11 protein-coding genes are annotated in these 12,090 nt (G+C 65.5%); 5 read left to right on the top strand and 6 right to left on the bottom strand.

The annotated features are described in order from the left end of the window. Positions 1-3: 3 nt before the first annotated feature. On the bottom strand, positions 4-1,332 hold the full coding sequence (locus ACX1DW_RS14470) for a hypothetical protein (RefSeq protein WP_458991742.1): 1,329 nt from the start codon (positions 1,330-1,332) through the stop codon (positions 4-6). A gap of 3 nt (positions 1,333-1,335) precedes the next feature. Then, positions 1,336-1,764: a PaaI family thioesterase gene (locus ACX1DW_RS14465; protein WP_458991741.1), complete on the bottom strand. Its 429-nt coding sequence runs from the start codon at positions 1,762-1,764 to the stop codon at positions 1,336-1,338. Positions 1,765-1,879: 115 nt separating this feature from the next. Here ACX1DW_RS14465 and ACX1DW_RS14460 point away from each other — a divergent pair, with 115 nt between their 5' ends. The 3 genes from ACX1DW_RS14460 (at position 1,880) to ACX1DW_RS14450 (ending at position 5,766) form a co-directional block, all read left to right on the top strand. Continuing rightward, positions 1,880-3,397, top strand: a complete 1,518-nt coding sequence (locus ACX1DW_RS14460; protein ID WP_458991740.1) for a 3-hydroxyacyl-CoA dehydrogenase — start codon at positions 1,880-1,882, stop codon at positions 3,395-3,397. Between the two features lie 176 nt (positions 3,398-3,573). After that, complete coding sequence (locus tag ACX1DW_RS14455) at positions 3,574-5,139, top strand: methyl-accepting chemotaxis protein (protein ID WP_200600499.1); 1,566 nt, start codon at positions 3,574-3,576, stop codon at positions 5,137-5,139. A 102-nt stretch (positions 5,140-5,241) separates the two neighbouring features. Beyond that, entirely contained in the window at positions 5,242-5,766 is a 525-nt protein-coding gene (locus tag ACX1DW_RS14450; protein WP_102839533.1) for an Mpo1 family 2-hydroxy fatty acid dioxygenase, read from the top strand. 6 nt (positions 5,767-5,772) lie between these two features. Here the strand turns inward: ACX1DW_RS14450 and ACX1DW_RS14445 are convergent, their stop codons facing one another. The 4 genes from ACX1DW_RS14445 to ACX1DW_RS14430 all read right to left on the bottom strand — a co-directional run bounded on the left by ACX1DW_RS14445 (position 5,773) and on the right by ACX1DW_RS14430 (position 10,212). Then, positions 5,773-6,516, bottom strand: coding sequence for a hypothetical protein (locus ACX1DW_RS14445; protein WP_156245508.1), 744 nt, complete (start codon positions 6,514-6,516; stop codon positions 5,773-5,775). 162 nt (positions 6,517-6,678) lie between these two features. Then, entirely contained in the window at positions 6,679-8,226 is a 1,548-nt protein-coding gene (locus tag ACX1DW_RS14440; protein WP_458991739.1) for a phospholipase D family protein, read from the bottom strand. Positions 8,227-8,285: 59 nt separating this feature from the next. Next, on the bottom strand, positions 8,286-9,620 hold the full coding sequence (locus ACX1DW_RS14435; RefSeq protein WP_200596080.1) for an NAD(P)/FAD-dependent oxidoreductase: 1,335 nt from the start codon (positions 9,618-9,620) through the stop codon (positions 8,286-8,288). A 103-nt stretch (positions 9,621-9,723) separates the two neighbouring features. After that, a complete protein-coding gene (locus ACX1DW_RS14430; RefSeq protein ID WP_053526900.1) occupies positions 9,724-10,212 on the bottom strand; it encodes an Lrp/AsnC ligand binding domain-containing protein in 489 nt (162 codons plus the stop codon). A 147-nt stretch (positions 10,213-10,359) separates the two neighbouring features. On the opposite strand from ACX1DW_RS14430, the gene dadA reads away from it, so the two are divergent. Then, positions 10,360-11,658, top strand: a complete 1,299-nt coding sequence (gene dadA / locus ACX1DW_RS14425; protein ID WP_458991738.1) for a D-amino acid dehydrogenase — start codon at positions 10,360-10,362, stop codon at positions 11,656-11,658. Further along, positions 11,633-12,007, top strand: coding sequence for a RidA family protein (locus tag ACX1DW_RS14420; RefSeq protein ID WP_053526898.1), 375 nt, complete (start codon positions 11,633-11,635; stop codon positions 12,005-12,007). Before dadA ends, ACX1DW_RS14420 begins: the two co-directional genes overlap by 26 nt. The last annotated feature ends 83 nt before the right edge of the window (positions 12,008-12,090 follow it).

The raw sequence follows: 12,090 nt of genomic DNA, 5'->3' as shown, positions 1-12,090 counted from the left end.
TCGCTACGCCAGCAGCGGTACCAGCAGCAGCGGACCGAGCACCAGCAGGACGAAGCGGCCGTTCCAGCCGAAGGCGATGCGCCACGGGGAGATCCCCGCGTGGCGCGCCAGCATCAGCGCCGACGGCCCATAGGGCGACAGCAGCATCGCCAGAGAAAAGCCCACCAGCAGCGCCACCGCCGGCTGCATCACCGCGACGCCGTGGCCTGCCAGCTGGGCCAGCAGTGCGGCGCACAGGCTCAGCGAGATGATCGGCGCGACACCCAGCAGCGCCAGGGCGATGATGGCGAGCATGCCGATGGCGCCGAGGCCGAACAGCGCCAGGGGCGTACTGCTGAAATGACCTGCCAGCCGTTCGACCGGAATCAGGATGGCGGTCAGCCCGCCCAGCAAGGCGGAACAGGCGAAGATGAAGGTCTCGTTACGCATTCCAGCGAGGGTGTCGCGTACCTCGCCATAGATGTCGCTTGGCGAGCCGCCCTGGCGCAACAACAGGCCGACCACGGCGAGCGGCACCAGCAGCATCGCTGCCTGGGTCGCCGACAGCCAGGTCAGGCTGGCCAGTAGAGCGATCAGCGCGATGCCCAAGAGGCTGCCGTACAGCAGCCCGCGCAGCTCACCGGCCGGAGCTGGCGGCAGCTCGCCGCCCGCTTGCAGTTGCTGCAACCGGTGATTGTCCATCGTCCAGCCGACCACCAGCAGGATTGCCGCACAGAGCAGCCCGAACGGCAGCAGTGCGCTCCAGCTGAGCCCTGGCAGCTCGCGGGTGAGAATCGCCACGGCAACGCTGGTGGGTGCCAGCAAGGGCACCAGGGCGAAGCCGCGCAGTGCCGTGACCATCACCCCGCGGGCGCCCTCGCGCCGCTGTGCCGGGCTGTAGCCGCGGCCGTCCAGATGACGTTCCAGCGAGCCGCAGACCAGGTTGAGCATGCCGAAGCTCAGCACCGAACTGATGGCGAAGGTGCTCAGCAGATAGCTCGGGTAGAGGCGCCGGCGCGGTTGTCGCAGCAGCAAGCGGTGCAGCTCGCCCAGTTGTGGCAGCCGCTTGACTGCGCAGTGCGCGAGCCCCAGCGCGCCGATGAACGCGCCGTAATAGGCAGCGGCAGCCAGCATCCGCTGCGCCTGCTCCCAGCTGGGCGTGCCAAGCAGCAACCAGCAGGCGAGCAGGCCGAGCGTGACCAGCCCCAGCCGGCGCGGGTAGGGCATCAGCGAGCGCCAGTGCCAGAGGAAGAACAGTACCAGCAGGGCGCCGCTGATCACGCTCGGCCATTGCAAGCGGGAGACCAGCGCGAACAGCTCGCAAGCGAGCGCCAGTGGCAGCAGGGCCAGCATCGGTCAGGGCAGCTCGCTGCGCAGCTTGCCGCGCTGGTAGACGCCTTCACCAAAGGCCAGCAGGCGATCTTGCTCGTCCAGCAGGTCGCAGCTGGCCATGAATACCTTGTGCCCGGAGGAGCGGCAGCGTGCCACCGCGCGGATGCGGCTGCCGGCTGGCGCCGGTGCGCTGAAGTTGACGTTCATCGACAGGGTGGTCGCCACGCGGCGCTGGTCCGCCTGCTCGGTCCAGGTGCCGCACAGGCCCATCGCCACGTCGAGCAAGGTTGCGCTGACGCCGCCGTGCAGGTTGCTGGCGTTGTTCAGGTGGCGAGGCTGCAGCAGCAGTTCGATCACCGCCCGCTCGGGGCCGTACTCGGTCAGGCGGCAGCCGATATCCTGAAAGAAGCCGGTTATGGAGGCTTCGACCTGCTGGCGTGAATGCTCGGACATAAGGGCGTATCGGTAGGAGGTTGCGCCGCAGAGTGGCAGTCTTTAGCCTGCTGGTCAATCTGGCGGAATGTTATTCCGCATTGCGGAATGTGCGGCGTGTGAGGAGGGGCTTGGGATGTTCGAACGTATCGGAATCATCGGTGCCGGCGCCATGGGGCGGGGCATCGCTCAGCTGTTTGCCAGCGCGGGCAAGCAGGTATGGCTCTACGATGCGCGCGGCGAATCGGTCGCCGAGGCGCTGCGTTTCAATCGCGAGCTGCTGGAGCGCAGTCTGGCCAAGGGCCGCCTGAGCACCGAAGAACTCGATGCCACCCTGGCGCGCATGCAGCCGGCTTCGACGCTGCAGGAGCTGGCCGGTTGCGACCTGCTGATCGAGGCCATCGTCGAGAATCTCGAGGCCAAACAGGCGCTGTTCGTCGAGCTGGAGGCGCTGGTTGCCGAGGACGCGGTACTGGCGACCAATACCTCGTCACTGTCGGTCACGCGGATCGCCGCGGCCTGCCGGCACCCGCAGCGGGTGGCCGGTTTTCATTTCTTCAACCCGGTGCCGTTGATGAAGCTGGTGGAAGTGGTGCGCGGCGAGCGCAGCGATCCGCAGGTGATCGAGCGGCTGGTCAAGCTGGCCGAAGAGGCCGGGCATTTCCCTGCGATCACACCCGATACTCCCGGATTTCTGGTCAACCATGCCGGTCGCGCTTACAGCACCGAGGCGCAGCGCATCCTCGCCGAGGGCATCGCTGATGCCGAGCAGATCGACCGCATCCTGCGCGACGGCCCGGGCTTTCGCATGGGGCCGTTCGAACTGTTCGACCTCACCGGCCTGGACGTCTCTCACGCCGTGATGGAGTCGGTGTACCAGCAGTTCTATCAGGACCCGCGCTATACGCCGTCCTACCAGGCAGCGCAGCGGGTCGCCGCCGGCCTGCTCGGGCGCAAGACCGGTCAGGGCTATTACCGCTACGACAATGGTCAGCAGATGCGGACGCCGGAGCCGGCCGTCGAGCCAGCCCCGGTCGACCGCCCGTTCTGGCTGGACAGCCAGGACGCCGAGCTGCGCGGCTGGCTGGCGGCCTTGCTGGGCCTGGCGGGTGCACAGTTGGAGTCGGGCGAGACGCCGTCGGAACAGGCGATCTGCCTGATCACGCCGTTGGGTGAGGACGCCAGCGCGATGATCGCGCGTCTGGATTTGCCGGCGGAGCGTTGCATCGCCTACGACCTGTTCTGCGATCGCGAACGGCGACGCGTGCTGATGCGTACGCCCGCGCTCGACCCCGCACTGGAAGCCCAGGCGCGGCAGGCGCTGGGCGGCGACGGCGTGCCGGTGGAGGTGATCAACGATTCGCCGGGGTTCGTCAGCCAGCGCGTCGTGGCCAGCATCGTCAACCTGGGCTGTGAGATCGCCCAGAAGGGCATCGCCGATCCGCATACGCTGGACCGGGCAATCACTCTCGCGCTTGGCTACCCAAAAGGGCCGCTGGGGTTTGCCGAGCACTACGGTGCGGCGCGCGTCCTCGCCATTCTCGAGGCGATGCAGCTCTGCTATGGCGGCGAGGCGCGCTACCGGCCGAGCCCTTGGTTGCGCCGACGCGTGCAGCTGGCGCTGCCTCTCGCGGCGGCCGATCGGCCGGGGTGATCCGAGACCGGCGATGCTGACCGGTGGCAGGCGTGGTGCCTTCAGTTTGGCGCGAAGCGGCCGTTAAATCGGAAGTGAGCCTCCGATAACGGCACGTTGCTACTAAGGCACTACTGTTCTTTAGCGGAGCGTATGGGTACAACGTCGGATCGCCCCGACAAGAACAAGAGGCCGCTATGAGCCCTGCCAAACGCCATCCCCAGGCCATCGTGTTGCACGCCGCGCTGATCATCGGACTGCTGTTCGCGCATCACTGGCTGGCGCCGCCCGTGCTGGTCACGGCGGTCCTGCTCTTGCTCGCGGCGCTCCTGCCGTGGTTCCTACTCGGGCGGGCTGCGCAGGATGGTACGTCGGCCGAGGGGGATGCTTCCCAGAGCTTCACCAAGTTGAGCAAGAACCTGTCGCGCAATACCTGCCACAACGCGCTGTCCGCCGCACAGGTGGCCTATAGCGCCGAACAACTGGCCAGCCGGCTTCAGTCGCAGTTACAGGCGGTGAGTGAGATCGCCAATGGTGCCCAAGCCATCGCCGCCACTGAGCAGGACAGCGCCGAGCGCGCGCGTCATACGCTGGACGCGGCGCAGGCGGTACGCCAGCGCAGCGATGCCGGTCAGACCGAGCTGCAGCGCGCCATCGAGCGCATGCAGCAGCTCAGCGCGCAGACCCATGCCAGCCGTGAGCTGATCGATGGCCTGTCCGCGCGCACCGAAGAGATCCGTCGGATCACCGATGTGATTCAGTCCATTGCCAGTCAGACCAATCTGCTTGCGCTCAATGCCGCCATCGAGGCCGCCCGCGCCGGCGAGGCAGGTCGTGGCTTCGCCGTGGTAGCCGACGAGGTTCGCAGCCTGGCGGCGCGCACATCCAGCGCCACCGAGGAAGTCGGACGCATGGTGACCGACATCCGTGAGCAGAGCGAAGCGGTGGTCAGTTACATCCAGCGGCAGGGCAGCGAGCTGGACGTTGCGGCCGAACAGATCGCCGCTACCGGCGAACAGCTCAGCGGCATCGCCGAACTGGCCGGTAGCGTCGAAAGCCAGGTGGAGCAGATCACCACCGGTACCGCCGACAACCATCAGCGGCTTACTGGGCAGTTCGTCGCCCTCGACCAGCTGCGCGCCGATGCGCTGGACAGCGAGAAGCAGACCCGCCAGCTCGAGCAGGCTGCCGAACGGTTGGTCGCCCAGGCCGAAAGCGCCAGCGAGCAGTTGGCCGAGGTACAGCTGGACGATTACCACCAGGCGATCTACGACCTGGCCCGCGAAGGCGCAGCAGCCATCGCGGCGCGCTTCGAGGCCGACGTCCAGGCCGGGCGGATCAGCCTCGACGACCTCTTCGATCGCAACTACCGGGCGTTGCCCAATACCGATCCGGTGAAGTACCAGACGCGCTTCGATCGTTACGCCGATGAGGTCTTGCCGGCCATTCAGGAGCCGTTGCTAGGGCAGCATCAGTCACTCGTCTACGCCATCGCCACGACCCCGGAAGGTTATGTGCCGACCCATAATCGGGCGTTCAGCCAGCCGCCGGTGGGCAATCCTGAGATCGACCGGGTCAAGAGTCGCAGCAAGCGCCTGTTCAACGATCGCACCGGTGGACGCTGCGGTAGCCACCAGCGCCGCGTGCTGCTGCAGACCTACAGTCGTGATACCGGTGAGCTGATGCATGATCTGTCGGTGCCGATCATGGTCGGCGGGCGCCACTGGGGTGGGTTGCGCCTGGGCTATCGGCCCGAGGAATAGCCTTTCGGTCCTGCAGCTTGGCGCTATAGCCGTGCGCCTGGGCGGGACGGCTCCGCAGGCAGCGACTAAGCTTGGCGGACCGCCGTTGTCTGGGACAGCACCATGAAAAGCCTGACCGATCACCTGGCGCAATACGCCGCCTACCACCGTGACCCGCGCAATCTGCTCAGCCATTTCATCGGCATCCCGCTGATCGTGCTCGCCGTGGCCGTGCTTCTTTCGCGTCCCGCCATCGAGTGGGGCGGCCTTTGGCTCAGTCCGGCAGCATTGGTATCGCTTGCCGCTGCGGTCTTCTATCTTCGTCTCGACTGGCGCTATGGCCTGCTTATGAGCGCCGTGCTGCTGGTCTGCCTGTGGCTGGGCGCACGCCTGGCGAGCGCCGGCACGCCGCTCTGGCTGAGCGCGGGCGTGGGGATGTTCGTGCTCGGCTGGATCATTCAGTTCGTCGGGCACTATTTCGAGGGGCGCAAGCCGGCCTTCGTCGATGACCTGACCGGCCTGATCATCGGCCCGCTGTTCGTTGCGGCGGAACTCGGTTTCATGCTCGGTTTGCGCGAGCCGCTGCGCCTCGCCATCGAGGCGCGCGTCGGCCCGGTGCGTCTGCGCGAGTCGACCGCGCGTAGCTGAAGCGCGTCAGGGCCGTGCGGCCATCCACTGGTCGCTGAGGCTGCGCGCGTGGCGGTCGACCATGATCGGCGCGAAGGGGCGGCCCGAGGCGGTGCTGAAGTTGTTGCTGGCGCTGTTCATGTCCTCCAGTGCCACCTTGAGAAAATCCCAGCGCGTTTTGAGCTTCGCCAGCGTCGGATCACGCTTGCCGTCCAGCTCGGCCAGCTGTGTATCGATGGCCGGCACCAGCTGGCGTTCATCCTGACCCAGGTAGGTATCCGGCTGCTCGCGGGCAATCTCGAAGGAACCTATGTAGGCACGGCTGAGGTACTGCACCGCGAGGTACTCGACCTTGGCCGGCAATTCCGCTCGAGCATCGGCGCCCTGTTGCGCGCGAACCGCGGTGAGAAAATCGCGCAGGGCCTTGCTCATCTGCAGTGGCCAGCCCCAGGGCATATCGTCTTCCTCGTAGCCGAAGCCCGCTCCCTCACGCAAACGCGCGAGCAGCTCCTGATGACCTTCGCGCAGCGCGCTGGTGGGGTTGGGCACTTCGAGCATGGCCGCATTCAGTGCCCGGATGTCGTCCTCCAGGCGTAACAGATGGGCCTTCTGGAAGCCTTCGCCACGGTAGAGCAGCAGGCTGCTGGTGGCGCGGTTGGCATGGATCTGCATGTTCTGCAGGGCAGTGGCAGGTTCGCTTGGCGCCGCCTCGGTGAAACCGGGCAGCATCGCAAGTATCAGCAATAGCCAGAGGCGGGTGAAACGTTCCATTGTTGTGCTCCTTTCTTATTTTTATAGAAGCGTTGCGTGCTGGCAGCCGCGAATTGAGCCTAACGGAGCGCTGGCCAAGTGGTATCACCCCAAAGAATGATTTGTAGCGCTTTGTAGTCATTTGCGTCGCTATCGCGCAGCGGCGAGCGGCGAGCGGCGAACCTAGAGCATTTTTTCCAGGCCGATCACGTTGGAAAACCACGCGTTGAAACGTCGCCATGGGCCGCCTGGCTCTTTTTCGATGACGCGCAGCCGGCCACCGTCTTCCGCGATCCAGACCAGCTGCCGCTGTCCACCTCGCTCCTCCAGGCGCACCTCGTAGCTCACCGCTGGCGACATGCCTTCCAGGGTCAGGCGATGCACCTCTCGGGCCAGTTCGGGGCTTTCCACGAGAATGCCGACTTCGCTGTTCCACAGGATCGAGCGCGGGTCGAGATTGAGCGAGCCGATGAAGACTTTTTCCTGATCGAACACCGCCGCCTTGCTGTGCAGGCTCGACTCCGATTCGCCGAGAAAGCTGTAAGACGGTTCCTGCTCCGGCTGCCGGCGCAGTTCGAACAGGCGGACCCCGAGCTCCAGCATCCGCTCGCGGTAGGGCGCGTAGCCGCCATGCACCGCCGGAACGTCGGTGGCTTCCAGCGAATTGGTCAGGACGCGAACGACGACGCCGGCACCGGCCCGGTCGGCCAGGTAGTCGACGCCACTGTCGGTCGGCACGAAATAGGCGGAGACCAGCGTCAGCTCCTGGCTGACCGCCTGCATGGAGGGAGCCAGCTGGGCGGTCAGCAACAGGGAGGCAGCAGGCACACCCTCGGCCAGCAGTTTTTCCGGCGCGTCCCACATGGCTTCGCCGGGCGCCCAGATCAGTTCCTCCAGCCACCGTTGCAGTTGCGGACGCTGCTTGTACTGCATCAGCCGCTGGTACTGCTTGCTGTTGTCCTGTCGTGCCTGTTGCAGGTAGTCACGCAGCTCCTGCCGCGCCTTGTCCAGGCGGCTGGCCTTGGGCTGCGACCAGAGAAAGCGCTGGATGGGCACGCTGAGCTGGTTGTTCCAGTATTCATCGAAACTTCGCGCCAGCTGTTCGGCCACCGGGCCGGCACCGAGCAGGTCGATGTCGGTGAAGTTCATCGCCTGGTCCGCCTCGAAGTACTCGTCGCCAAGGTTGCGTCCGCCGACGATCGCCAGGCTGCTGTCGACCAGCATCAGCTTGTTGTGCATGCGCCTGTGCTGCAGAGACAGGTGCAGCAGCCGTCCCAGGGTGCGAGTGACAGCGTTGCTGCGGCCGATATGCAGCGGATTGAACACGCGGACCTGGATGTTGGGGTGCGCCGCGAGCGTCGCGATCCGGTAGTCATGTCCGTCGCTGGTAGTGTCGTCCAGCAGCAAGCGCACGCGTACGCCGCGATCGGCGGCCTGCAGCAGTTCGTCGATCAGCGCCCGCGTGGTCAGGCCGTCATGGACGATGTAGTACTGCACGTCCAGGCTGAGCTGGGCCGCGCGGATCATCTCGCTGCGGGCGGTGAACGCCTCGGTGCTCTCGGGAAGCAGGCGAAAGCCCGAGTGGCCGTCAGGATGGTCGGCGGCGAGCTGCTGGATCCGACGGCCGAGCGGTGAGGCGTCGGCGGCGACCGCATGGGACTCGGATGGCGCAGGATGGCTGGCGCAACCGGCCAGCAGCACAAGCAGCAACAGCGTCAGATAGGCGCGCAAGGTGGCTCCGGGTCTGCATCCATTCATTCATGCTTGGACGCTGCGCTTCGTCGGAAAATTCAGAAGCGGTCCTTCAGCCTGTACCAGAGCATGCCGAGCGCCAGCAAAGGCGAACGCAGCGCCCGGCCACCAGGGAAGGTCGGATGCGGCACCTTGGCGAACAGGTCGAAGCCCTGGCTTTCCTGGGTGGCGATGGCTTCGGCCAGCAGCCGACCGGCCAGGTGGGTGGCGTTCAGCCCGTGCCCGGAGTAGGCCTGGGCATAGAACACGTTGGGCTGCTCCGGCAGGCGACCGATCTGTGGCAGGCGATTGGCGCCGATACCGATCATGCCGCCCCACTGGTAGTCGATGCCGATGCCGATCAGCTGCGGGAACACTTCGAGCATCTTCGGCTGCATATAGGCGGCGATGTCTTTCGGATCGCGGCCGGAGTAGTGGCAGGCGCCGCCGAACAGCAGCCGGCCATCGGCGGAGAGGCGGAAGTAGTCGAGCGCCACGCGCTGATCGCAGACGGCCGTGTTCTGCGGCAGCAACTCACGGCGCAACGGTTCGGGCAGGCGTTCGGTGGCAATGATGTAGCTACCGGCCGGCAGCACCTTGCCGGCGAGCTTCGGCTGCAGGCCGTTGAGGTAGGCGTTGCAGGCGAGCACCAGATTGTCCGCGTGCACCACGCCCTGCGCGGTATACACCTTGATCTGCGGGCCATACTCGATGCGCTCGACTGCCGACTGTTCGAACAGCCGCACGCCCAACGACTGCGCCGCGGCCGCTTCGCCAAGCGCCAGATTGAGCGGGTGCAGGTGCCCGGAACCCATGTCCAGCAGCCCGCCGAGATAGCGCTGCGAGCCGACCACGGTGGCCAGGTTGGGCCGCGAAACGCGCTGCAACTGATGCGGATAGCCCAGGCGCAGCAGGTCGGAATAGTCTTCGTCGAAGCCCTTGAGGTGACGAGGCTTGGTTGCCAGGTCGCAGTAGCCCCAGGTCAGATCGCAGTCGATGGCGTAGCGCTCGATGCGCTGGCGAACGATGTCCACCGCCTCGAAGCCCATGCGCTTGAGCTCGTCGACACCCTCTTCGCCGATAATCTTGCTGAACTGCTCGACATCATGGCCGACGCCGCGGATCAGCTGGCCGCCGTTGCGGCCACTGGCGCCCCAGCCGATGCGGTGCGCTTCCAGGAGGATGACGCTGAGCCCGCGTTCGGCCAATTCGATGGCGGTGTTGAGGCCGGAGAAGCCGCCACCGACGATGCACACGTCGGCCCGCTGTTCGCCCTGCAGCGGCTCAAGGGTCAGCTCGCGGTTGACGCTCGCGGCATAGTAGGAGGGTGCATGGTCGCTGGTGTTCGAAGCGGATGCACGGTGGTTCACTGAAGTGTCATGAAGAGTCTGCATTTTTCTAGGGTAGACCGGAGCGGTATCCCGGAGCAAAGGCGGCTCGGACCGACGGCGGCGTACAAGGTCCGTCGCGGCATTATGAAATGTGTTGTCAGCGGCTCTAGTCCGGGACCGGCAGGTCAAGGGACTCCTTGATCTCCTCCATCACGATATAGCTCTTCGATTCGCGTACGTGAGGCAGCTTCAGCAGGATGTCGCCGAGCAGCTTGCGGTAGGACGCCATCTCCGAAATCCGTGCCTTGACCAGGTAATCGAAGTCGCCGGAAACCAGGTGGCATTCGAGCACATGCGGCAGCTTGAGCACGGCGCGGCGGAACTCCTCGAAGATGTCGCCGGACTTGTACGCCAGGCTGATCTCGACGAATACCAGTAGCCCCGCCTTCAGATACTGCGGGTTCAGCCGCGCCGAATAGCCCATGATGATGCCCTCGCGCTCCAGGCGCCGGACCCGCTCGGTGCAGGGCGTGGTGGACAGGCCGACGCGCTCGCCCAGCTCGGTGAACGGCAGGCGTCCTTCGGCCTGCAGGATGCGCAGGATATGGCGGTCGATCTTGTCCAGTTCGCGACGGCTCTGGTGGCGCGTTCTCAAGGGATAAACCCTCCAAATAAAGCTTCGCTGGCGTGAATAATGGCCAAATATAGCTTTTTATATGGTGAATAACACTGCTCAGGCCTTCCTATACTCCGAATCAATAGTGAATCCGGAAAAGTCCGTTCCAACGGGCGGGAGGCTGCAATGCGTGTACTGGTACTGGGTAGCGGAGTCGTCGGCACCGCCAGCGCCTACTATCTGGCGCGGGCCGGTTTCGAGGTGGTTGTGGTCGATCGGCAACCGGCCGTGGCAATGGAAACCAGCTTCGCCAATGCCGGCCAGGTGTCGCCGGGTTATGCCTCTCCCTGGGCCGCGCCGGGTGTGCCGCTGAAGGCGATGAAGTGGCTGCTGCAGCGTCATGCGCCGCTGGCCATCAAGCTTACCGGTGATATCGACCAGTATCTGTGGATGGCGCAGATGCTGCGCAACTGCACTGCGGCGCGTTATGCGGTGAACAAGGAGCGCATGGTGCGATTGTCCGAGTACAGTCGCGACTGCCTCGACGAGCTGCGCGCCGAAACCGGTATCGCGTACGAAGGGCGCCAGCTCGGTACCACGCAGCTGTTCCGCACTCAGGCCCAGCTGGATGCAGCGGCCAAGGATATCGCCGTGCTGGAGCGCTCCGGCGTGCCGTACGAACTGCTCGATCGCGCCGGTATCGCCCGGGTCGAACCGGCCCTGGCCAAGGTAGCGGACAAGCTCAGCGGCGCCCTGCGCCTGCCCAACGACCAGACCGGCGACTGCCAGCTCTTCACCACCCGCCTGGCGGAGATGGCTCGACAGTTGGGCGTCGAGTTCCGTTTCGAGCAGAACATCCAGCGTCTGGAGCATGCCGGTGACCGCATCGCCGGGGTGTGGATCGACGGCAAGCTGGAAGTCGCCGATCGCTACGTGCTGGCGCTGGGCAGCTACAGCCCGCAGATGCTCAAGCCGCTGGGCATTCGCGCGTCGGTCTATCCGCTCAAGGGCTATTCGCTGACCGTGCCGATCAGCGATCCGGCGATGGCGCCGCAGTCCACCGTGCTCGACGAGACCTACAAGGTTGCCATCACCCGCTTCGATCAGCGTATCCGCGTCGGTGGCATGGCGGAGATCGCCGGACACGACCTGTCGCTCAACCCGCGCCGCCGCGAGACTCTGGAAATGGTGGTGGGCGATCTGTTCCCGCTGGGCGGCGATCCGAGCGAAGCGGTATTCTGGACCGGCCTGCGACCGGCCACGCCCGACGGTACGCCGATCATCGGTGCGACACCCTATCGCAACCTGTTCCTCAACACCGGTCACGGCACGCTGGGCTGGACCATGGCCTGCGGCTCCGGGCGGGTGCTCGCCGATCTGCTGGCATCCAAGCGCCCGCAGATCAGCACCGAGGGGCTGGATATCTTCCGTTACGGCAAGCACAAGGAGAATCACAAACATGCCCATCCGGCGGCTGCACACTGAGACACGCTACAGCGAGGCGGTGATCCATAACGGCGCGGTCTATTTGTCCGGGCAACTGGCCGATGATCTGGCCGGTGACATCCGCCAGCAGACCCGCGAAACGCTTGCCAGCATCGAGCGTCTGCTGGACGAGGCGGGCACCAGCAAGGCCCGTCTGCTGTCGGCGACCATCCATTTGAAGGACATCGCTGGCGACTATGCCGGCATGAACGAGGTGTGGGATGCATGGGTCGCGCCTGGAACGGCACCGGCACGGACGACCGTTCAGGCACTGATGTATTCACCGGATGTACGGGTCGAGATCACCGTTGTAGCGGCCATGCCCGATCTTGCCGGGCCGGTACTCTGAGGCCTGGGAGCGCCGCGTGAACCGGGCGCCGGCTCGGCCGGAAGCAGTGTTGTAAATTTTGAACGCCGTTGCCATCATAAGCC

The sequence above is a fragment of the Stutzerimonas sp. KH-1 genome (assembly GCF_054483855.1).
The sequence above is the reverse complement of the archived record's forward strand: the minus strand, read 5'-3'. Positions and strand labels throughout refer to the sequence as shown.

What these genes read in the sequence shown, in the direction of transcription:
- ACX1DW_RS14460 (WP_458991740.1), top strand. Translation starts at nt 1,880, where the DNA reads ATGTTCGAACGTATCGGAATCATCGGTGCCGGCGCCATGGGGCGGGGC.
- ACX1DW_RS14465 (WP_458991741.1), bottom strand. Translation starts at nt 1,764, where the DNA reads ATGTCCGAGCATTCACGCCAGCAGGTCGAAGCCTCCATAACCGGCTTC.
- ACX1DW_RS14455 (WP_200600499.1), top strand. Translation starts at nt 3,574, where the DNA reads ATGAGCCCTGCCAAACGCCATCCCCAGGCCATCGTGTTGCACGCCGCG.
- ACX1DW_RS14420 (WP_053526898.1), top strand. Translation starts at nt 11,633, where the DNA reads ATGCCCATCCGGCGGCTGCACACTGAGACACGCTACAGCGAGGCGGTG.
- ACX1DW_RS14435 (WP_200596080.1), bottom strand. Translation starts at nt 9,620, where the DNA reads ATGCAGACTCTTCATGACACTTCAGTGAACCACCGTGCATCCGCTTCG.
- ACX1DW_RS14445 (WP_156245508.1), bottom strand. Translation starts at nt 6,516, where the DNA reads ATGGAACGTTTCACCCGCCTCTGGCTATTGCTGATACTTGCGATGCTG.
- ACX1DW_RS14470 (WP_458991742.1), bottom strand. Translation starts at nt 1,332, where the DNA reads ATGCTGGCCCTGCTGCCACTGGCGCTCGCTTGCGAGCTGTTCGCGCTG.
- ACX1DW_RS14450 (WP_102839533.1), top strand. Translation starts at nt 5,242, where the DNA reads ATGAAAAGCCTGACCGATCACCTGGCGCAATACGCCGCCTACCACCGT.
- dadA (WP_458991738.1), top strand. Translation starts at nt 10,360, where the DNA reads ATGCGTGTACTGGTACTGGGTAGCGGAGTCGTCGGCACCGCCAGCGCC.